18 protein-coding genes are annotated in these 21267 nt (G+C 64.4%); 3 read left to right on the forward strand and 15 right to left on the reverse strand.

Features of this window, described 5'->3' with window-relative positions; translation table 11 throughout:
- Positions 1 to 83: 83 nt before the first annotated feature.
- The 4 genes from N8I74_RS14820 to N8I74_RS14840 form a co-directional block, all read right to left on the reverse strand.
- A complete protein-coding gene (locus N8I74_RS14820; RefSeq protein WP_263123885.1) occupies positions 84 to 404 on the reverse strand; it encodes a hypothetical protein in 321 nt (106 codons plus the stop codon).
- Positions 405 to 461: 57 nt separating this feature from the next.
- Complete coding sequence (locus N8I74_RS19370) at positions 462 to 2357, reverse strand: S8 family serine peptidase (protein ID WP_308445861.1); 1896 nt, start codon at positions 2355 to 2357, stop codon at positions 462 to 464.
- A 402-nt stretch (positions 2358 to 2759) separates the two neighbouring features.
- Complete coding sequence (locus N8I74_RS14835) at positions 2760 to 3257, reverse strand: DUF934 domain-containing protein (protein WP_263123886.1); 498 nt, start codon at positions 3255 to 3257, stop codon at positions 2760 to 2762.
- Positions 3250 to 4932 (reverse strand): nitrite/sulfite reductase, encoded by a 1683-nt coding sequence (locus N8I74_RS14840; protein WP_263123887.1) that lies wholly within the window; start codon positions 4930 to 4932, stop codon positions 3250 to 3252. Before N8I74_RS14840 ends, N8I74_RS14835 begins: the two co-directional genes overlap by 8 nt.
- A gap of 382 nt (positions 4933 to 5314) precedes the next feature.
- On the opposite strand from N8I74_RS14840, the gene pepN reads away from it, so the two are divergent.
- Together pepN and N8I74_RS14850 are read left to right on the forward strand one after the other, a co-directional pair.
- Positions 5315 to 7960 carry an aminopeptidase N gene (gene pepN, locus N8I74_RS14845; protein WP_263123888.1) on the forward strand — a complete coding sequence of 882 codons (2646 nt, stop codon included), beginning with the start codon at positions 5315 to 5317 and terminating at the stop codon, positions 7958 to 7960.
- Positions 7957 to 8442 carry a GNAT family N-acetyltransferase gene (locus N8I74_RS14850; RefSeq protein ID WP_263123889.1) on the forward strand — a complete coding sequence of 162 codons (486 nt, stop codon included), beginning with the start codon at positions 7957 to 7959 and terminating at the stop codon, positions 8440 to 8442. The genes pepN and N8I74_RS14850 overlap by 4 nt, the downstream gene beginning before the upstream one ends.
- On the opposite strand, the gene fliJ is transcribed toward N8I74_RS14850, so the two are convergent.
- The 11 genes from fliJ to N8I74_RS14905 form a co-directional block, all read right to left on the reverse strand.
- On the reverse strand, positions 8439 to 8870 hold the full coding sequence (gene fliJ / locus N8I74_RS14855; protein WP_263123890.1) for a flagellar export protein FliJ: 432 nt from the start codon (positions 8868 to 8870) through the stop codon (positions 8439 to 8441). The two genes, N8I74_RS14850 and fliJ, sit on opposite strands and share 4 nt — an antisense overlap.
- A 35-nt stretch (positions 8871 to 8905) precedes the next feature.
- Complete coding sequence (fliI, locus tag N8I74_RS14860) at positions 8906 to 10306, reverse strand: flagellar protein export ATPase FliI (protein ID WP_263123891.1); 1401 nt, start codon at positions 10304 to 10306, stop codon at positions 8906 to 8908.
- Complete coding sequence (locus N8I74_RS14865; RefSeq protein WP_263123892.1) at positions 10299 to 11114, reverse strand: flagellar assembly protein FliH; 816 nt, start codon at positions 11112 to 11114, stop codon at positions 10299 to 10301. Before N8I74_RS14865 ends, fliI begins: the two co-directional genes overlap by 8 nt.
- Positions 11115 to 11217: 103 nt before the next feature.
- Complete coding sequence (gene fliG / locus N8I74_RS14870) at positions 11218 to 12225, reverse strand: flagellar motor switch protein FliG (RefSeq protein WP_263123893.1); 1008 nt, start codon at positions 12223 to 12225, stop codon at positions 11218 to 11220.
- Positions 12226 to 12275: 50 nt separating this feature from the next.
- Positions 12276 to 13976 (reverse strand): flagellar basal-body MS-ring/collar protein FliF, encoded by a 1701-nt coding sequence (gene fliF, locus N8I74_RS14875; RefSeq protein WP_263123894.1) that lies wholly within the window; start codon positions 13974 to 13976, stop codon positions 12276 to 12278.
- Between the two features lie 33 nt (positions 13977 to 14009).
- On the reverse strand, positions 14010 to 14333 hold the full coding sequence (fliE, locus tag N8I74_RS14880; RefSeq protein ID WP_263123895.1) for a flagellar hook-basal body complex protein FliE: 324 nt from the start codon (positions 14331 to 14333) through the stop codon (positions 14010 to 14012).
- Between the two features lie 81 nt (positions 14334 to 14414).
- Positions 14415 to 15761: a sigma-54-dependent transcriptional regulator gene (locus N8I74_RS14885; protein WP_263123896.1), complete on the reverse strand. Its 1347-nt coding sequence runs from the start codon at positions 15759 to 15761 to the stop codon at positions 14415 to 14417.
- A gap of 30 nt (positions 15762 to 15791) precedes the next feature.
- A complete protein-coding gene (locus N8I74_RS14890; RefSeq protein ID WP_263123897.1) occupies positions 15792 to 16502 on the reverse strand; it encodes a chemotaxis protein CheB in 711 nt (236 codons plus the stop codon).
- Positions 16503 to 16778: 276 nt separating this feature from the next.
- A complete protein-coding gene (locus tag N8I74_RS14895; protein ID WP_263123898.1) occupies positions 16779 to 18488 on the reverse strand; it encodes an ATP-binding SpoIIE family protein phosphatase in 1710 nt (569 codons plus the stop codon).
- 13 nt (positions 18489 to 18501) lie between these two features.
- Positions 18502 to 18807, reverse strand: a complete 306-nt coding sequence (locus N8I74_RS14900; protein ID WP_263123899.1) for an STAS domain-containing protein — start codon at positions 18805 to 18807, stop codon at positions 18502 to 18504.
- Positions 18808 to 18891: 84 nt separating this feature from the next.
- The gene (locus tag N8I74_RS14905; RefSeq protein WP_263123900.1) at positions 18892 to 20067 is read right to left on the reverse strand and encodes a sensor histidine kinase; all 1176 of its coding nucleotides are present in this window, start codon (positions 20065 to 20067) and stop codon (positions 18892 to 18894) included.
- A 215-nt stretch (positions 20068 to 20282) separates the two neighbouring features.
- Between N8I74_RS14905 and N8I74_RS14910 the strand changes: the two genes are divergently transcribed.
- Positions 20283 to 21233 carry a chemotaxis protein gene (locus N8I74_RS14910; RefSeq protein ID WP_263123901.1) on the forward strand — a complete coding sequence of 317 codons (951 nt, stop codon included), beginning with the start codon at positions 20283 to 20285 and terminating at the stop codon, positions 21231 to 21233.
- Positions 21234 to 21267: the final 34 nt, after the last annotated feature.

A 21267-nucleotide genomic window follows, 5' to 3' on the forward strand; every position in this document is an offset into this window, starting at 1 on the left:
GCAGTGGCACCAATCACGGCGCAACGGGCCGGCCTACCCGTCCCACCGCCCTCAGCGCCCGGGCACGCCGAGCCGGCCCGGCATCATTGCGTGGTCACCACCCCGTCCCATTCAGCGTATTCCACCTCCGGCGCACGGCCCAGCGCCGCGACGAATGCGTCGCGCTCGCTGCCACTCCCCGTCACCGGATAGACCCAGGCACCCAGCGCCAACGGCCGGCCGGGGCCCAACGTCACCTGATAGCGCTGCGCCAGCTGCTGCAACAGCCCTTCGCGCTTGCTGTCATCGTGGAACTTGATGATCATCCCGGGCGCCTGCGCCGTCTCGCGCGGGGCCGCACACGCTGTCATGCCGGCCGCGATAAACAACGCTGCGCTCCAATTCGCCAGTTTGCGGTTCGCCATCATCCCATCCTCAAGAAAAAAGGCCCCGCCAGGGCGGGGCCGTGCGACCTGGGCGCGTTATTGCGCGCAGGCGCCGAGCGTCTTCCAGACACCCCACGGGCCGGAGAGCGCCGGGTTGTCACCCTGCGTCCACCACTTGGCCTCGTAGTTGACGCCCTCGTGCGTCACCCGGTTCCCGCCCATGTAGACATTGCTCGCCACCCAGGCGGCATGGCAGATGCCGGGCGCGGGGGTCGGCGTCGGGGTGGGAGTCGGCACCGGCGTGGGCCCTGGTGTCGGCACCGGGGTCGGCACCGGCGTGGGTACGGGGGTCGGTACCGGCGTGCCACCGCTGCATGCACCGGCCTTGCGCCACAGCGTCGGATTGGCTGCCGGATTCCAGTTGGCACCCAGATGGGCAAGGTGCGTGACCAGTGCCTGGTAGTTGTTGCCCTGATAGGTCACGTACTGGCCCGCCGTATAGGTCTGGCCCTCGGCCCAGGCGGGGTAGCAGGCACCCGGGGTCGGCGTGGGTACGGGCGTGGGCACAGGTGTCGGGGTCGGGCCCGGGGTCGGCACGGGGGTGGGCGTCGGCACCGGCGTGGGGGTCGGTACACCCCCTGCGGCACGCGCGGCGGCCACTGCAGCGACCGCATTCATCAACCCGGCACCGCACCCTTCGCCGCAGGCCACCGGCATCGGCTTCACCGTGCTGGTCAGCAGCTGCTGCACCTGGTCAGGCGTGAGGTTGGGATTGGCTGACAGCATCAGCGCCGCGACGCCGGCCACATGCGGCGTGGCCATGCTGGTGCCGTTGTAGCGCGCGTAGCCATCGCCGACCGGTGTGCTGGTTCCGGTATCGATGGTGGACAGAATGGACGAACCCGGCGCGGTGATCTCGACCAGCGCACCGTAGTTGCTGAAACTGGAACGGCGGCCGGCGCTGTCGGATGCAGCCACCGTGATCACCCCGGCACAGTTGGCGGGCGTGGCCTGACTGGCATCGCGGTTTTCGTTGCCCGCAGCGACCACCACCACCGCGCCCTTGCCGCGGGCGAAGTTGATCGCATTCTGGTAGGTGGCGCCGCAGGTGCTGCTGGAGCCGCCCAGGCTCAGGTTGAGCACCTTGGCCGGATTGGGGTTGGGCGCAAGGCCCGGTACGCTGCCACCGACCGCCCAGATCATCCCGTCGGTGATATCCGAGGTATAGCCGCCGCAGCGGCCGAGCACGCGCACCGGCAGGATGCGGGCGTTATATGCCACACCGGCCACGCCTTCACTGTTGTTGCCCACCGCGGCGATGGTCCCGGCCACGTGGGTGCCATGCCAGCTGCTGTTGCTGGTGCGGCCATTGCAGGTGCCGTAATCGCCCGGATCGCTGGCATCGCTGTCGCGTGCGTCACCGTCGACACTGTAGCTGGTCGAGGTGATCAGGTCGGCACCCGGCAGCAGGTTGGCGAGCAGATCGCGGTGCGGCCGGAAGCCGGTATCGATCACCGCCACCACCACGCCGTTGCCGGTGGCGATGTCCCAGGCACCCAGCACGTTGCTGCCGGCGCTGCTGTTGGCAAAGCCCCACAGCTGCCCCAGCTGCGGATCATTGGTGGTGCCCAGCGGATAGTTGATCAGATCGGGTTCGGCGTATTCGACGTTGGGATCGTCCTCGGCGATCTGCCGTGCCAACGTGCGCAGCTGCTCCAGACGCAGCTTGCGGTTGAGCTTCATCACCCGGGCGCCGGCGTGCGTGTCGCGCACCTTGCTCAGCGTCACGCCGTGCCGCCCTGCGGCGACGGCTTCGGCCTGCGGGCTGACATCGGCAACGGCGTTGCGCGCCATCGGCAGATCGCGGTATTTGATGATCAGCCGGTCCGACGAATCGGCGACGGCCAGCGGGGCAGCCTGGGCAGCCCAACCGGTGGCCGCGCACAACGACATGACAGCGACCGATACGGTCTTGAGAGCAAAACGGTTCATGAAGGGAGCCATCCTTATCTTTGGGGAAGGGAGGCCGACGTTATCGTTATTTACAACATCGGGCCGGCCGCCCGCAGTCTACCGCCGCCCGCCAAACCCGCCATCACCGTCAATCGCCGACAAAAAATCCAATAACATTAAAGGCTTATCTTCAATACCCCATCCCGGCCGCACCGGGCCATCAGAGCAATCCCGCAGATGCCGGGCGACCCTTTGTCTTTGCAGTTGCTGCAATCCGTTGCAACACAAGGGCTTAGGGTGGATCGAGCATGCCACCCCCTGTCACGCACCGTCGGTCTGTGCCCGGCGGATGCACGATGGGCCGCTTGTACCCCGCCATGCCGCAGCCAAAAAGAAAAGCGTGCCGCGGCACGCTTTTCCAGGTGAGGTGCTGCCTGCAGGCTATGCAGCGCGGCGACGGAACAGCGGCTGCGGATGCGCCACGCTCACCTGATAGGCTTCGGTGAAGTCGTCCAGCCCGAGCAATGCATCGGCGATGTCCTTGTCCGCACGCACCGCAAAGGCATTGAAACCGCAGCGCCACAGGTAGTTGAGCGTGTCCTTGAACACGTCGCCCACGGCACGCAGTTCACCGGTGTAGCCATGGCGCTCGCGCAGCAACCGTCCGATCGAGAAGCCGCGCCCGTCGGTGAACACCGGGAAATCGACCGCGATCACGCCAAAGAGATTGGGATCGACCGGCAGCGATTCGGGTTCGTCGTCGGGGGCGAGACAGATGCCGATCTCGCGCCCGGCAAGCTCGTCGCGATGGCCCAGCCAGTAGCGGTACGGCACGATCACGCGCCCTGCCGCCGGCACGGCGATGCTGCCGTCCTCACCCGGCACGACGCGGGTCCACGTATCCTGCACGATCTGGCGGTTGACGATGAGCTCAGGCATCGACGGCCTCCTTTCTGACAGTCTTGCCGCCGTAGACACGGTGCTTGAACGGGTCGATGCCGATGCGCTCGACCACGTCGATGAAACGCTCATCCCCTTCGCGGGCCTCGACGAACACGCCGATGATCTTGGCGATCACGTCCGGCATCTCGTCCTGGGCGAACGACGGGCCGATCACCTTGCCGATGGCGGCTGCGTTGCCCTGGCGGCCGCCCAGGCTCACCTGGTACCACTCGGAACCGCTCTTGTCGACGCCCAGGATGCCGATGTTGCCCACGTGGTGATGCCCGCAGGCGTTCATACAGCCGGACATGTTGAGGTCGATCTCGCCCAGGTCGAACAGATAGTCAAGGTCGTCGAACCGTTCCTGGATGGCTTGGGCGATCGGGATCGACTTGGCATTGGCCAGCGAGCAGAAATCACCGCCGGGGCAGCAGATCACGTCGGTCAAGAGGCCGATGTTGGGCGTGGCAAAGCCCAGCGCCTTGGCCTTTTCCCATAACGCGTACACATCGGACTGCCTGACATCGGCCAGGATCAGGTTCTGCTCGTGCGACGCGCGCACCTCGCCGAAGCTGTACGCATCCGCCAGATCGGCCACGGCGTCGAGCTGGTCGGCAGTGATGTCGCCCGGCGGCACGCCGGTCTTCTTGAGCGACAGCGTCACCGCGCAGTAGCCCGGCTGCCGGTGCGCAAACACGTTGCGCTCCACCCAGCGGGCAAACGCCCGGTTCTCGGCCTGCAGCCGGTGAAAGCCGGCGTCGTCGCCGGACAGTTGTTCGTACTGCGGCGCTACGAAGAAACGGCTGACCCGCTCGATCTCCGCCTGCGTCAGCGTGGCCGGGCCATCCTTCAGGTGCGCCCATTCCGCCTCGACCTTGGCACCGAACGCCTCGGGTGTCATCGCCTTCACCAGGATCTTGATCCGCGCCTTGTACTTGTTGTCGCGCCGGCCGTAGCGGTTGTACACCCGCAACGTGGCATCAAGGTAGGACAACAGGTGCCTGGGCTCCAGCCATGGTTTGATCAGGCTGCCGACCATCGGCGTGCGGCCAAGGCCCCCGCCGACATAGATCTCGAAGCCCACTTCGCCGGCCGCGTTCTTCTTCACATTGATGCCGATGTCGTGCACCAGCACCGCGGCGCGGTCCTCCACCGCCCCATTGACCGCGATCTTGAACTTGCGCGGCAGATGGGCGAATTCCGGGTGGAAGGTGGACCACTGGCGGATGATCTCGCACCAGGGGCGTGGATCGACGATCTCGTCGTGGGCGATGCCGGCGAACTGGTCGGTGGTGGTGTTGCGCACGCAGTTGCCCGAGGTCTGCACCGCGTGCATCTGCACCTGGGCCAGATGCGCCAGGATATCGGGCACATCCTTGAGCTCGGGCCAGTTGAACTGGATGTTCTGGCGCGTGGTGAAATGGCCGTAGCCGCGGTCATAGGTCCGGGCAATGAACGCGAGCTTGCGCACCTGGTGGCTCGCCAGCATCCCGTACGGCACGGCAATACGCAGCATTGGCGCATGGCGCTGGATATACAGGCCGTTCTGCAGGCGCAGCGGACGGAATTCGTCCTCGGTCAATTCACCGGCCAGATAGCGTCGCGTCTGGTCGCGAAACTGGGCGACACGGGCATCGACGATCTGCTGATCGATCGGATCGTATTGGTACATGGGCTGTTCCGAGAAAAAGCCGGATAAAGGAAAGGACTATACCAGCGCGCCTTATAGATAAAAAAACCGATTTTCTATATGGATACAGCTTGCGGCGCTAATGCTTGCGCTGGCGCAAGCCGGCCCGGGCAACGCCGGCAAGCACGCCGCGCCGGCCGGCACCGCCAAACGGGCGGCACCGCCGGAGTGGCGCCACCAGTAAAAATGCACGGATATGCACCGATCCGCGCACAGCCTCTGCCAGGCTGCGTTTACGGCCCGGATCACCGCCGACGGTGACCATGGCAATGGCGGCCGGTTCGTGGCGATGATCCGCATTGCGGGCGTCTGCACACGGGGCTAAGCTGCCAGCCTCTCCCCCGCCCCACCGTGCCCGGAACCCATGACAGTCACTCGCCAAACCGTGTCCCGCCTCGACTACACCCCGCCCGCCTTCCTGGTCGACCGGGTCGATCTGACCTTCGAACTGGACGAGCACAACACACTGGTCACCAGCCGGCTGGTGATCAAGCGCAATCCGGCGGCGTCCGCCGTGGCCGATGCGCCACTGGTCCTGGATGGCGAGGCCCTGGTGCTGGAAAGCGTGAAACTGGATGGCCGGGTGCTGGGTCCGCATGAATACGAACTGAATGACCGCCAGTTGTGCATCGGCGGCATTGCCGACGAGGTGATCCTCGAAATCGCCACCCGCACCGACCCGGCACGCAATACCAGCCTGATGGGGCTGTACGTTTCCAACGGCAATTTCTTCACGCAATGCGAGGCCGAGGGCTTTCGCAAGATCACCTACTACCTGGACCGGCCCGATGTGATGGCCAAGTTCACCACCACACTGATCGCCGACAAGGCCAAGTACCCGGTGCTGCTCTCCAACGGCAACCGGGTTGGCGAAGGCCAGCTGGACAAGAACCGCCATTGGGTCAAATGGGTCGACCCGTTCAGAAAACCCGCCTATCTGTTTGCGCTGGTGGCCGGCAAGCTGGTCTCGCTGACCGACAAGCATGTGACCGGCAGCGGCCGCACTGTCAGCCTTGAGATCTACGTGGAGCCGGGCAACCTGGACAAATGCCCGCACGCGATGGCGTCCATCCATAAATCCATGCAGTGGGACGAGGCGCGCTTCGGGCTGGAGTACGACCTCGACACCTACATGATCGTGGCTGTGTCGGACTTCAACATGGGCGCCATGGAGAACAAGGGCCTCAACATCTTCAACACCAAATACGTGCTGGCCAAGCCCGAGACCGCCACCGACGCCGACTTCGATGGCATCGAATCGGTGGTGGCGCACGAGTATTTCCATAACTGGACCGGCAACCGGGTCACCTGCCGCGACTGGTTCCAGCTCTCGCTCAAGGAAGGGTTGACGGTCTATCGCGACCAGGAATTCTCAAGCGATGTCGGCAGCCGTGCGGTGCAACGTATCCAGAACGTGCGCGCGCTGCGCGAGCATCAGTTCGCCGAGGACGCCGGCCCGCAGGCGCACCCGGTGCGTCCCGACGCCTACCAGGAGATCAACAACTTCTACACGTGGACGGTGTACGAGAAAGGCGCGGAAGTGGTGCGCATGTACGCCACCCTGCTCGGGCGCGAAGGCTTTCGCAAGGGGATGGACCTGTACTTCAAGCGCCATGACGGCCAGGCCGTCACCTGCGACGATTTTCGCGCCGCGATGGCGGATGCCAACGGCGCCGATCTCGAACAGTTCGCGCTGTGGTACAGCCAGGCTGGCACCCCGCTGCTCGATGTCGCCGGTGCCTACGATGCCACGGCGCGCACCTACACGCTCAGCGTGCGCCAATCCTGCCCGGCCACGCCGGGGCAGGCGGACAAGCAGCCGTTCCATATCCCGCTGGCCGTGGCACTGCTGGGCAGCGACGGTACGCCGCTGCCGCTCTCGCTTGCCGGCGGACATGACACCGACGCCGCCACCAGCCGGGTGCTGCAATTGCGCCAGGCCGAGGAACACTTTGTCTTCACCGGCCTCAACGAGCGTCCGGTGCCATCGCTGCTGCGCGATTTCTCGGCGCCGGTGCGCCTGAGATATCCGTATACGGATGAGGAACTCACCTTCCTGATGGCCAATGACGACGACGCCTTCGCCCGGTGGGAAGCGGCCAACAGCTACGCCATGCGCCTGCTGCGCGACGGCTACGCCAGCGGACAGCGCGGCGAGGCGGTCCACGTGCCCCCAGGCTATCTGGCCGCCGCCGGCCGTCTGCTGGAAGATGAGACGCTGGACCCGGCACTGGTGGCACTGATGCTGGAGCTGCCGAGCGAGCAGTATCTGTTCGAGGCGCTGGACGATGTGGACCCGGCGTTGCTGAGCAAGGTCAGGATCGAGGTGTTGCAGACACTGGCACGCGAGCTGCGCGGACCGCTGCTGGCCACCTACCAGCGGCTGAACGACGGCGCGCCGTACCGCTTCGATGCCGCTGCCGTGGCACGCCGCTCGCTCAAGAACGTCTGCCTGGCGATCCTTGGCGAACGCCAGGGGCCGGTGGTCAGCGAGCTGCTGATCAACCAGTACCGGCGCGCGGACAACATGACCGACCGGCTCGCCGCGCTCAAGGCGCTCGCCAACAGCGAGCACCCCGAGGAATACCTGGCCGACTTTGCGCAGACCTGGCAGGACGACGCGCTGGTGATGGACAAATGGTTCTCGATCCAGGCCACCAGTCGGCGCGCCGGAGTATTGAGCCGGGTGCAGGCGCTGATGGGCCACCCGGCGTTCTCGATCCGCAATCCGAACAAGGTACGCGCGCTGATCGGCGCGTTCTGCCAGCAGAACCTGCAGCATTTCCATGCACTGGATGGCTACGGCTACGCCTTCGCCGCCGACCGGGTCATCGAGCTGGATCGGCTCAACCCGCAGATCGCGGCCCGGCTGGCCGCGTGCTTCAACCGCTGGCCCAAGCTGGAGCCGGTCCGGCGCGCGCTGATGAAGGGTGAGCTGGAACGCATCGCCGCAAGTGCAGGCTTGTCGAGCGATACACATGAGATCGTCAGCAAAGCCTTGCAGCAATGACACCGGGCCGGCCCGCCGGGTTGGTGATCGGTACGGCGACCCGCGCCGATGCCCCGGCCATCCTGGCACTGCAACGCTGCGCCTATCAGGCGGAAGCGCAACGCTATGGCGATCCCGCGTTGCCGCCTTTGACACAGACGCTGGATGAGCTGGAGGCCGAGATCGCCGCCGGCATCGTGCTCAAGGCCCGGATCGGCACCGTGCTGGTCGGATCGGTCCGCGCCCGACTGGTGGACGGCACCTGCCGGATCGGCCGGCTGATCGTCGACCCGGCATCTCAACGGCGCGGCATCGGCAGTGCGCTGCTGCAGGCCATCGAAGCGGCCTGCCCGCAGGCCGAGCGCTTTGCACTCTTTACCGGCAGCCGCAGTGCCGACAACCTGCGGCTGTATCGGCGCCATGGGTATCAGGTGAACGGTGAACAGGTGGTGTCGGACAAGGTGACGCTGGTGTTGCTGGAGAAGGCACGCGGCGTGGGCTAGCGTTGGCGCGGCCGGGAATTGAATTCATCGATCAGCTTCTGCTCGCGCTTGGACTCGCGCCGCAGCTCGTCCTGCTCGTGCCGCACCTTGAGCGCTTCAAACGCCTTCACCTTCTTTTCACACGCCAGCCACACCTCCTTGTGCTGCAGGTACAACGCCTCCAGCCGGACGATTTCCGCCTGCTGCGCGCTGGCGGCGGCATCGAGCTTGGCCAGGAACTGCTGGTAGTCCCGCCACTGCACCACGGTCATCCCACCCTGGCCGCTTGCCATCAGGCGGCCCCGGTACTCGTCACGGAAGGTCTCCACCTGTTCGAGCTTGTGTTTGGCCGACTGCACCGCGGCCTGCGCCGCCTGCATCGCCCTTGCGGCTTCCTCGCGCTCATCCTGCGCCAGTTGCAGCAGAAAATGGAAACGGAACTCGGCCAAGGAACACGGCCTCCTGCAAATGCCGGAAAGGGCGCTCAGCCGGCAAAGAGCTGTGCGAGTTTCATTCTAGCGCCCTCGTACGATTCGCGCTCATGGACGCCTTGCTGCAAAAACCGCTCGAACAACGGGTGGCGACGGATGGCCTCGTCCAGCACCGGGTCAGAGCCCGGGGCATACGCACCGACTGCGATCAGGTCGCGCGAACGCTGGTAGCGCGACCACAGATACTTGAATTTTCTGACCAGTTCCAATTCGTCGCTGGCGATGATGTCGTGCATCACCCGCGAGATCGAGGCTTCGATGTCGATGGCCGGGTAATGGCCGGATTCGGCCAGTTGCCGCGACAGCACGAAATGCCCGTCCAGGATGGCGCGGGCATTGTCCGCGATCGGATCCTGCTGATCGTCGCCCTCGGACAGCACAGTGTAGAACGCCGTGATCGAGCCGCCGCCGACCCGGCCGTTGCCGGCGCGCTCAACCAGCTGCGGCAGGCGCGCGAACACCGACGGCGGATAGCCCTTGGTGGCCGGCGGCTCACCCACGGCCAGCGCGATTTCACGCTGTGCCATCGCGTAGCGGGTCAGCGAATCCATGATCAGGAGGACGTGCTTGCCCTCATTGCGGAAGAATTCGGCGATGGTGGTGGCGTAGGCCGCGCCATAGAGGCGCTGCAGCGGCGTGGTGTCGGCCGGCGCGGCCACCACCACGGAGCGGGCACGCCCTTCTTCGCCAAGGATGTTCTCGATGAAATCCTTGACCTCGCGGCCGCGCTCACCGATCAGGCCCACCACCACCACGTCGGCAGTGGTATAGCGTGCCATCATCCCCAGCAGCACCGATTTGCCGACCCCCGAGCCGGCAAACAACCCCAGGCGCTGGCCGCGCCCCACGGTCAGCATGGCGTTGATGGCCCGCACGCCCACATCCATCACATGGTGCACGGGCTCCCTGTCCATGGGATTGAACGGCCGCGCGTACAACGGCATGAACCCTTCCTGCGCCACACGTCCCTTGTTGTCCAGCGGCCGCCCCAGCCCGTCGAGGATACGGCCGAGCAGGCCCCAGCCCACCGGCACCTGCCGCCCATGGTCTTCCAACCGGCGCTGTGGCGGGCGTACGCGCCCGTATTCGGGCACCCAGGCCGCCACATCCTCATGCGGCATCACCTCGGCACCGGGCTCCACGCCATACAGCTCGGCGATCGGCATCAGAAAGAGCTTGTCCTCCTGGAAACCGACCACCACCGCCTCCACCGGCTGCCCGCTGGGCGTCATCACGTCGCAAGACGCTCCGATCGCCAGCCGCAACCCGACCGCTTCGAGCACCAGCCCGGAAACCCGCGTCAAGCGCCCACAGGGCAGCCAAGGGCGCACCCAGCGCACCGCGTCAATGCATTCGTCAAGAAAACTGTGGTGCCGCTCCAGCGCGTCAGACATCGGGCCCCCCTTGGTCCCGGGCTGCGATGTCGTCCGCCTCACCGGCATCCTGCGGCTCGGCCTGCCAGGCCAGATCGGCGCGTTGCTCACGGCCCAGCACCCGCACCAGGCCCGCCCAGCGTGTGGCAAGGCTGAGATCGGCGCTGGAAGTGCTCGAATCGATACGGCAACCACCGGCTTCGATCTGCGGATCGGGCACCAGCCGCCAGACATCGGCGGGCAACTCGCCGCCCAACAGCGCCTCGACCGCATCCTGATCGGCCGGATTGAGGAACAATCTGGCCGGTGGGCGCATCGGCGGCAGTGTGGCCAGGGCCTCGCGCAACAGCGGCAGCAGGCGCTCGCGGTCCACCTCAAGCGCCTTGCGCACCATCTGCCGTCCGACCACCAGCGCCAGATCCAATACCTTGTCCGCCAATGCGGCATCGAGGTCCCCGACCAACGACTGTAGCTTCATCAGCAGCGCCTTCAGCCGCTCGACCTCCAGCTCGGCCGCCAGCCTCCCCGCCTCCAGGCCCGCTTCGAAACCCTCGCGCTGCGCCTGCTGCTGGATGGCCTCGATTTCCTCGGCCGTCGGCCACTGCATCGGCGCCACCGACTCGGGTTCGGGCTGAACCACCGGCGCCGGCTCAGGAGCCGGCTGCGCCGGTGGCGGCACGGACGGCTCAGGCGCGGCCACCGGCGCCGCCGGGGCATGCGCCGCGGCCCTGGCCCGCTCCTGCGCTTCCTCGTGGAGCGCGCCCAGTTCCCACCGCTCCCAGGCGGTCAGTTCTTCACGGGGGATCACGCGGCGCGGTGGCGTGGGCATGGATCGTTCTCACGGCAAAGGGACACAAAACACGAAGGCCGCGAAAGGCGGCCCTGCCTGACAAGCATAGTGGGGTGGTCCCGGTTTGGCGAGACCCGGTCGACTACTCGACCAAGCCTTCGTCGCCCTTGCCCGACAGCACGATCTGCCCTTCGTCCGCGAGGCGCCGCACGATCTTGAGGATTTCCTTCTGCTCAGACTCCACCTCGGAAAGCTTGACCGGGCCCTTGGCCTCCAGGTCATCGCGCAGCATCTCCGCGGCACGCTGTGACATGTTCTTGAAGATCTTGTCCCGGAGCGCCTGGCTCGTGCCCTTGAGTGCGATCACCAACGAATCGGACTGGATCTCGCGCAGCAGCAGCTGGATGCCGCGATCGTCGATATCCAGCACGTTGTCGAAGGTGAACATCTTGTCCTGGATGCGCTGGGCCAGATCCGGATCGTATTCGCGGATGCTGGAGATGGCGCTGGCCTCGACCACGCCGCCCATGAAGTTGAGGATCTCGGCGGCCATCTGCACCCCGCCCATCGCACTCTTCTTGAGCTTGTCCGAGCCGGACAGCAACTGTGTCAGCACATCGTTCAGTTCCTTGAGCGCCGCCGGCTGCACGCCTTCGAGCGTGGCGATGCGCAGCAGTACATCGTTGCGCAGGCGTTCGGGGAACTGCGCCATCACTTCGGACGACTGGTCCGGCTCCAGGTGCACGAGGATGGTGGCGATGATCTGCGGATGCTCGTTCTTGATCAGTTCGGCCACAGCGGCCGAATCCATCCACTTGAGCGACTCGATGCCGTTGTTGTCATTGCCCTGCAGGATGCGGTCCAGCAGGTTGGCGGCCTTGTCCGAGCCCAACGCCTTGGTCAGCACTGAACGGATGTATTCGTCGGCAGCGCCGAGGTTGGCGCGGTTCTGCGTGGCCGAGATGAAGTCGCCCAGCACCTCGTCGACCTCTTCGCGCTTGACGTTGTTCATGTTCGCCATCGCGAAACCGAGCTTTTGCACTTCCTTGGGCCCGAGGTACTTGAAGACGTCGACCGCGGCTTCCTCGCCCAGGGTCATCAGCAGGATGGCGCTCTTGCGCACGCCCTCCTCGTTCATATTGGCGGCCATGGCCTACTCCCAGATCAAGGCGTGCGGGCGCCGGTGTCGGCAGGCGCCCGTCAGCCCACCTTGTTCGGATTGACGTTCTCTTCCTCGTTGGACATCCATTCGCGCAGGATGGTGGCCACCATGCGCGGATCGTTCTTGGCGAGTTCCTTGCTCTGCTGCATCAGATCGGCAAAAGCGGCCGAGCGGGCGGCGTCCTCTTCCTCGCCGGCGATGGCGGCGGACTCCTCCTCGGTCTCGGTCTCGCCCAGGTCCACCGTGTAGGTGCCCGGCTGCTCGCGCGGACGGGCGAGGTCCTTCATCAGCGGGCGTACCACGAAGAACAGCAGATACAGCACCACCACGCCGATCAGCAGCAGCTTGATCAGCTCGGCATAGTTCTGCCTCAGGTAGTCGAGCGCCTGATCCTGCAGCGGGCGCGCCTCCAGCGGCATCGACTCGGCGAAGGCCGCATTGACAAGGTTGACCGAATCGCCGCGCCGCTCGTTGAAACCGATCGCCTCGCGGACGAGGTTGTTGAGCTGGGCGACCTCCTGCGGCGTGTACGGCACATAGGTGGCCTTGCCGCTCCGGTCGGTACCCGGCTTGTAATTGACCACCACCGCAGCGGACAGGCGCTTGATCGACCCGACCGGCTGCTTGACATGCTGGATGGTCTTGTCGACCTCGTAATTGGTGGTGGATTCGTTGCGTGCGCTGCTGCTGCCACTCGTGCCCGGCCCCACGCCGGAGGCGACCGGCGCGGTCAGCGGCGCCACCGCCGCGCCCGGGGGCTGGTTGGAAAGCGCGCCGGGTACACCGGCCGGCCCCTGCTCGGCGCTCTGGCCGGTCTGCGACAGCGTCTGCCGGCTGCGGATCGCCGCTTCGGATGCATTGTTGGGCTTGAACGTCTCCGAGGTCTGCTCCACCTCGGCAAAGTCGATCTGCGCGGTCACCTCGGCACGGGCATTGCCCTTGCCGACGATGGGCTCCAGGATGGCCTGCACCCGCTCGACGTAGTTCTTCTCGATCTGCTGCACGTAAAGCAGCTGGCGTGCGTCCAGGTTCGATGCATGCTGCTCGGGCGAACGCGACAGCAGATTGCCGTCCTGATCGACCACGGTGACATTGCGCACCGGCAATGCCGGCACACTGCTCGACACCAGGTGCACGATACCGGCCACCTGCGCGTCATCCAGCACCCGCCCGGGCCGCAGGGTCAGCATCACCGACGCGGTCGGCTTTTGCTGATCGCGCAGGAACACCGTCTGTTTTGGAATGGCCAGGTGCACCCGGGCCTGGTCGACCGCCGCCACGGTCTGGATCGAACGTGCCAGTTCGCCTTCGATGGCGCGCTGGTAGTTGACCTGCTCGGCAAACTGCGAAATGCCGAATTTCTGGTTGTCCATCAGCTCGAAGCCGACGTTGCCCGACTTGGGCAGGCCCTGCGCGGCCAGCCGCAGCCGCAGATCATAGACTTGGTCCGCGGGGACCGAGATCGTACCGCCACCTTCGAGCCGGTACGGCACATTGGCCTGCTGCAACGCCTGGATGATGGCGCCGCCTTCGGCATCCGGGATATTGGTGAAGAGCACGCGATACGCCGGCTCGCGTGACCAGAGCGCAAAGCCGACGATCAACGCGATGACGGCAGCGACACCGGCGAGCATGGCAAGCCTGCGGCCCATGGAGAGCGCGGCAAAGCGCTGCCGCAGTGCCTGCGGGCCACTTGCGGTTACCAGATTGCCGTCAGCCGCTACGCCCGCCTCTGCCATAGATTACGTGGTTCGCCCCGAAAGACCTGCAGGTCACACCTGCATGTTCATGATTTCCTGGTAGGCGCTGACCAGTCTGTTGCGTACTTGCACCATGGTTTGAAAGGAGAGGCTGGCCTTTTGCAGCGAGACCATCACTTCCTGCAGATCGGCCTGTGGATCACCGGCCTGGAACGCAGCCTGCTGGGCCTGAGCCTCCTGCTGCATCTGGTTGACCTGATCGAGGGAATTCTTCAGCAGCGCGGCGAAATCGGGACCTTCGCCGGTGGCAGCCGGCTGTGCGGGGGCCTGCCCTGCCGCCAATGCCGACATGGCCTTCAATTCACCCAGCAGTTGATCGATTCCTTGGACGCTCATGGCTCGCCTTCCTATGAAGCGAAATTGTAGGGGCCGTCACCCGCCCCGGGCAAGCAAATCCTAAGCCAGCCGGCACCGGCGCTACGCGGGGCCCGTGCCGTCCTCCTCGCGATACTGCTGCAGCTTGTGGCGCAAGGTGCGCTCACTCATCGCAAGCTTCTGCGCCGCAAGCTTGCGCACGCCGCCGCAGGCCTTGAGCGTCTCGAGGATATGGTGCTTCTCCAATGCTTTGATATCGGTCGGCCGCTGCGGTTCTTCAATCGGCGTTGCAGACCGCGCCTGCAGTGGGGCAACGGCAGCTTTTGCCGGCCCCTGCGGCAAATACAGATGCTCGGCCAGGATGACGTCGCCCGGAGCCAGGATCAGGGCGCGCTGGATCACATTGTCAAGCTCCCGGACATTGCCCTCCCAGCCGTAGCCTTCCAATCTACGCTCGGCATCAGCGGCAAGCAACGGGGCGCGCCGCCCGACACGCGCGGCGTGGCGTGCAAGCATGGCGCGGGCCAGCGGCAGGATGTCCGAAGGCCGCTCGCGCAGTGCCGGCAGGTGCAACGGAAACACGTTGAGCCGGTAGAAGAGGTCTTCGCGGAACTGTCCGGCCGCGACGGCCTGCGCGATATCGCGATTGCTGGTGGCGATCACACGGACATCGACCCGGATCGCCCGTGTGCCGCCGACCCGTTCCACTTCCCGTTCCTGCAGCACCCGCAGCAGCTTGGCCTGCAGCGCCAATGGCATCTCGGTCACTTCGTCCAGGAGCAAGGTACCGCCATTGGCCTGCTCGAACTTGCCGATATGCTGGTTGGCAGCGCCGGTGAAAGCCCCACGCTCGTGCCCGAAGAAGGTCGATTCGAGCAGTTGTTCCGGTACCGCCGCGCAATTGACCGCCACGAAGGGACGCTCCACACGCATGCTGGCGCGGTGGATGAAACGGGCCAGCACCTCCTTGCCGGTACCCGATTCGCCTGAGATCAGCACCGAGGCATCCGATCCCGCGACACGGCGCGCCATGTCCAGCAGCCCCCGCATCGCCGGGTCCTCGGCGATCACCGTATCATCCTCGCTGCCCGGCAACATGTATTTGACGACTTCGTGCAGCAACTGGTCCGGCTCGAATGGCTTGGGCAGGTAGTGACAGGCGCCGGCATGCAGTGCGGCCACGGCCTTTTCCACCACACCGTAGGCGGTCATCAGCATGACCGGCAGCCAGGGGTAGCGCTGCTTCACTTCCAGCAGCAGTGTCTCGCCATCCATGGGTTGCATCTGCACATCGGAGAGCACCAGCGCGACGCGCTCGGTTTCCAGGCAGCGCAACGCTGCTTCGCCATCGCTGGCGGTCAGCACGCTATGCCCCCCCAATTGCAGGGTATCGGTCAGCGCATCGCGCAGATCGTCGTCATCCTCGACGATCAGAATGGGTAACGACATGAAAGCCGGTTCTCCGTGATCGAACTGCCATCAGGCCCGCTTGCCCGCCAACACCATCAACCGTTGCGCGATATCGCGCAATGGCAGCACTTCATCCACACCGCCCAGTGCAATCGCCTCCTTGGGCATCCCGAACACCACGCAGCTGGCTTCGTCCTGAGCCAGATTGTAGCCGCCCGCGTCGTGCAGTTCGCGCATGCCCTGCGCACCGTCCCGCCCCATGCCGGTGAGGATCACCCCGAGCACGTTCCTGCCTCCGACATTGGCAGCCGAGCGGAACAGGACATCCACCGAGGGGCGATGCCGATTCACCGACGGCCCCTGCGACAGATCGCACACATACTGCCCGCCCTTGAGCGCCAGCATCAGGTGGGAATGCCCGGGGGCGATATAGGCATGTCCGGGCAGCAGCCGCTCGCCGGCCTGTGCCTCCTTGACCCGGATGCGGCAAATCGCGTCCAGGCGCTCGGCAAACGAGCGGGTGAACAATTCCGGCATATGCTGTGCGATCAGGATCGGCGGGGCATGCGCGGGAATGGGGGTGAGGAGATCCTTTAGCGCCTCGGTGCCGCCGGTGGAGGCGCCCACGACGATCACGCACTCCGTCCGGTGCGGTGCACGCGGCTGCAGCGCCAGGACCACGTCGGCGCTATGGCTTGGCGGCACCGTCAGATTGGGCAGCTCGGTGGTGCGCCGGGGCGCGTGCTTTTTGGGTGGGTCTCGTTGATTGTCGTCGGCCATGATCGCAATAACTTTCCGGCACGTCGCCGGTTGGGGCCTGTGGGTCTGTGTTGCGCAACCGCACTGCTCGCCGCGCAGAGGGTGAGGGGGTATCGCAGGGTGTTGCCGGTGTCCACGCCGGACCGGCGATCCCCTTTGCACAGCCCGTCATCCTTGCCGGCCACTCACCGCTCGCGCGGTCCGGCATCGCCGGGCAACCCTGGTAAAACGCAGGGCTTTTACACCATGTCATCTTGACGAGTGATCACCCCGATCGCAAGTTCGGCACGCGGCCCGTTATGGCTTCTTGCTGCGGACACGGTAGTAGGCATGCACTTCGTTGCCCGTCCCCCGATACTGCAGCATGTCGCACAGGGCGCGGATGAGGGCGATGCCGCGTCCACTCAGGCCGCCGGCCGTGGAGAGATCGTTGGTCAGCCAACCCGGCCAGTCAAAGCCGTGCCCGCTGTCCTTGACGATGATGCGCAGATAATCCTGCCCATCCAGCCACATGCCGGTCAGATCGATCTCGACATGCCCTTGCTGCAACATCGCAAGCCGGCGCGCGCGCTCGGTCAGGTATTGCTCTATCCCCTCGGGCTCGCGCTTGAGCGAGGAATCCAGGCCCAGCACCCCGTGATCGAGCGCGTTGACGAACAGCTCGGTCAGGATCAGGAATACATCGGATTGGCTTTCCCCCGGGCCGATCACCTTGTTGATGAAGTTCATCATGAACGGCACGGTGTTGATGTGCTGCAGCTGCTGCGCCCCCAGGTTCAGGCTGTAGCGCCAGCGGGATTCCGCAAGCTCCTGGAAGCGCATGGGATCGGCGGCGCTGGGTGCGCTGTGGATCGGCAGTGCGCGTTGCGGCAAGCCGCAATGGGCCATCACCAGCGAAATGTCGTCGTGATGCGGGACGTTGTCCAGGTGCTCGGTCAAGCGGCGCTTGACCAGCGCCATGCGTTCGGCAGGCGGATAGGTGGCGACTACATCCATGAGCCGCTGGATGCCGAAAGGCTCACCCAGGGGATTGCGCGCTTCGATCAGTCCGTCCGAATAGGCGATCACCGTGCCCGGAGCGCTGAAATAGTGGCGCTCGGGGATCACGTCCATCGCCTCGGTCGGCACGATCCCCAACGGCAGATGCGCGGATTTCCACACATGCTGGCTCTGGCCGTCGATCCCGACCAGCTGCACGCCCGGCATGCCACCGTTCCACACATCCACCCAGCCGTTCACCTCATCGATCGCAATCAGCACCACCGCGACAAACCGTCCCACCGGCAGGACCTGGCGGACCTTGTTGTTCATTTCGGTGAGGATGTCGGAGATCGAATATCCCTTCTCGGTCATGCTGTAGAAGGGTTGCGTGAGTGGCAGCACGTTGAGGGCCGCAGTAAGGCCATGGCCGATGCCGTCGGCCAGCAGGATATACAGCGATTGGCCGGGTGTACGCGCCGCGGCGATCAGATCACCGGACAGGCTTTCCGCAGGCGTGAGCCAGTATTCAAGCAGCGGGTCATAGAGGCGCTCCGCGTTCACCATCTGTTCCATCAGATGGCGCACTACGCGCTTTTCTTCCTCGGCCCGGTCGTAATAGTCGGCAAGCTTGCTCGATTGCTCGCGAACCTTGCGGTTCAGCTCCAGCGTGCGGTCGAACGCCTTGAGCTTGGCTTCGAGCACCCGGAAATTGACCGGCTTGTTGATGTAGTCGTCGCCGCCGCGCTCGATCGCCTCGGCCAGACGGTTCTCCTCACCCACCCCGGTGACGAAGACCACGGGCACCCAGCTCTCCCCCGCTTCGTTCTTGATGGCCATGGCGGCTTCCGGCCCGCTCAGCACCGGCATCATCATGTCCATCAGCACCAGGTCCGGACGCTCTTGCCGCCAGACCTGGACCGCTTCCGCGCCGTCGCGCGCAATGACGGCCATATGGCCCAGGGCTTCGACGAAACGGGAAATCAGCAACAGGACTGCTTCGGTATCGTCGACAACCAGGATTTTCATGCCAGGGGAATAATCAGCGAATGGTAAAGATCTTGCCGAAGCAGGCGATTTCCAGAACTTGCTTGACCGTATCGCGGCAATTCACCAGCGCGAGGCTCTTGTTGGCCACGCCGATTTTTTCCTTGAGAAGCAACAGCATGCCCAGCGCCGAGCTGTCCAGATAATTGACGTTCTGAAAATCGACCAGCACTTCCTTCACCGAAGGATTGGCGATCAATGTCTCACAGACCTGGCGAAATTCCCGGTGCGCGCTGAAGTCGAACTGCCCGGACAAAATAACGCGGCCCACATCCCCTTCGATCTCAACGGTAGGCGTCATAAGGAAATCGACCTCTTAGTAATTGTTGCCAAATTGCCGTAATCCATAATTAACTGACGCAGCCCTTAAGGGCTTCCGGCGTCCTCATACCTTAGATGCCCCGGCCAGCCGTGGCAACCGCAGCATAAACTCGCTGCCCTCGCCGGGCGAGGAGGTCGCCTCCACAGTCCCGCCGAACTGTGACACCAGATTTTGCACGATAGCAAGCCCCAGCCCGGTTCCTTCCTTGCGTGTGGTGAAAAAAGGCTCGAACAGGCGCTCCAGCACCTCAGGCCCCATCCCTGCCCCGGTGTCGCGCACCGTCACCACGGCCTGCCCGTCGTCGCAGGCCAGACTGACCATGATTGTGCCTCCGCTTTGCGTAGCATGCATAGCATTGTCAAGAAGATTGAGGACGACACCCTGAAGTTCCTTTCTATTGACCATGGCAAGTATTGCATGTCCAGGAAGCGAGCAAATCAGTTGCAGCCCTGCGGCCTCCAGTTGCGGCTGCATGGTCTGCACCGCCTCCTGGATGCATGAGGTCAGATCGCATGATTCCAACGGCAATGCCTGGCCGCGCACGAACCGCAACATGTTCTGTATCAGCGATTCAAGGTGGCGTAACCGTGCCAGCGACTTTTGCGCGAAGCGGATCCTGTCCGGCTCGGGCAGCTGGGGCTTGGTGAGATTGGCGCTATAGAGCAGCGCCGTCGCAAGCGGCGTACGCAGCTGATGGGCAAGCCCGGCGGCCATTTCCCCCATCGCGGCAAGCCGCTTGTGATGTGCAAGATCCTGTTGCAGGTTCCAGCTCTCGGTCAGATCGTGCACAAGGACGATGCGATGTGTCTCCTGAGGCATGTCCCCATAGCTGAGATTCAACTGCAGCACACCGTCGGCATGGTGGTGGCGCCACAGGTCGGATACGGTGTCCAGCTCCAGCTGCTCGCGGCTGAATTGCTCCCAATCCATGCCTTCGCACAATGGCGCCAACAGGCGATGGGCGGCCGGATTCATCGCGATCACCTTTCCCACGCCATCGATCTCGACCACCCCTGCCGGCAGATTTGCCAGCAATAGCGAAAGGCGGCGCGAAAGCGCTGCTTTTTCCTCCAACTCGCGGCGCAGGTTGCCATTGGCGATCTCCAACTGCCGCGTGAGCGACTCCACCTGCAATTGCAGTTCAGAGTAAGCTTCTGTCAGCTGTTCGGAAGCAACGGTGAATAGCGAAAAAGCCGTTTCCAGCTCTTTTGGATCAATCCCCGGCGGTTGTTCGGCCAATTCCCGCACTCCTTGTAGCATCGGTTCTTTTGCATTATAAAGAGCCTTAATCCCGCATCCAGCTTGGTTTTGCGGACTCTATTTAGGGTTTCGAGCAATTGACTGCGACTTGACCGCCAGCCCATCCTGACAACCTATGCGTGCTGGAATCGCGTCATCAGTATCCACTCAATCCTTACCGGCCATCCATCGGCCATGTGTTCTGGAGTCGCATCGTGTCTGATCTTCTGAAAACCATCGATGCCCGAACCAAGCTCGCCGGCACCAACAAGCTTGAGATCCTGCTGTTCACCCTGGGGGTGGATCAACGTTCCGGCCGGCGTGAGAACTTTGGCATCAACGTGTTCAAGGTGCGCGAAGTGATGCGCACGCCCGATATCACGCAAGCGCCGGAAATGCCTTCGTCGGTCGAAGGCATGGTCAGCCTGCGCGGCGTGCTGGTGCCAGTGGTCGACCTTGCCAAGTATGCCGGCGTCAGCAGCGACACCCGTCCCGGGATCATGATCGTCACCGAGTATAACGGCCATACCCAGGGCTTCCTGGTCGAGGCGGTCGACACGATCCTGCGGCTGGACTGGTCTTCGATGCGCGTGCCGCCCGATATGCTGCTCACCCAGATGGGCGGCCTTGTCACTGCGGTGACCGAGCTTGAGAACGGCAAGCTGGTGATGATGCTCGACGTGGAAAAGGTGCTGGCCGAGACCACCCAGACCGCCGACGACATCGATACCTCGCTGGTGGTGCAGAACCGCAATTTCTCGGAAAAGAACATCTTCTTCGCGGACGATTCGACCGTCGCACGCCGCCAGATCAGCCAGACGCTCGATGCGATGGGCGTGCGCTATCAGTATGCGATCAACGGCAAGCGCGCCTGGGATGAGCTGCAGCGCATCGCGCAATCGGCGGCGCTGCAGGGCAAGGAGGTCCGGGACTTGGTGCACCTGCTGCTCACCGACGTCGAAATGCCCGAGATGGACGGATACATGCTCACCAAGCTGCTCAAAAGCGATCCGCGCTTTGCCGGGATTCCGGTGCTGATGCATTCGTCGCTCTCCGGCGCCTCCAACCAGAAGCTTGGGCAGTCGGTGGGCGTGGATGGCTATGTGTCCAAGTTCGAGCCGCACAAGCTGTCCCAGATGATCGCGAGCTTCCTGCTCAAGGAATGAATGCCGCCAGCCTGCCAACCAAGCCACATTCAAG

The organism is Chitiniphilus purpureus (genome assembly GCF_025642115.1).
In the GTDB taxonomy this organism is placed as follows: domain Bacteria; phylum Pseudomonadota; class Gammaproteobacteria; order Burkholderiales; family Chitinibacteraceae; genus Chitiniphilus; species Chitiniphilus purpureus.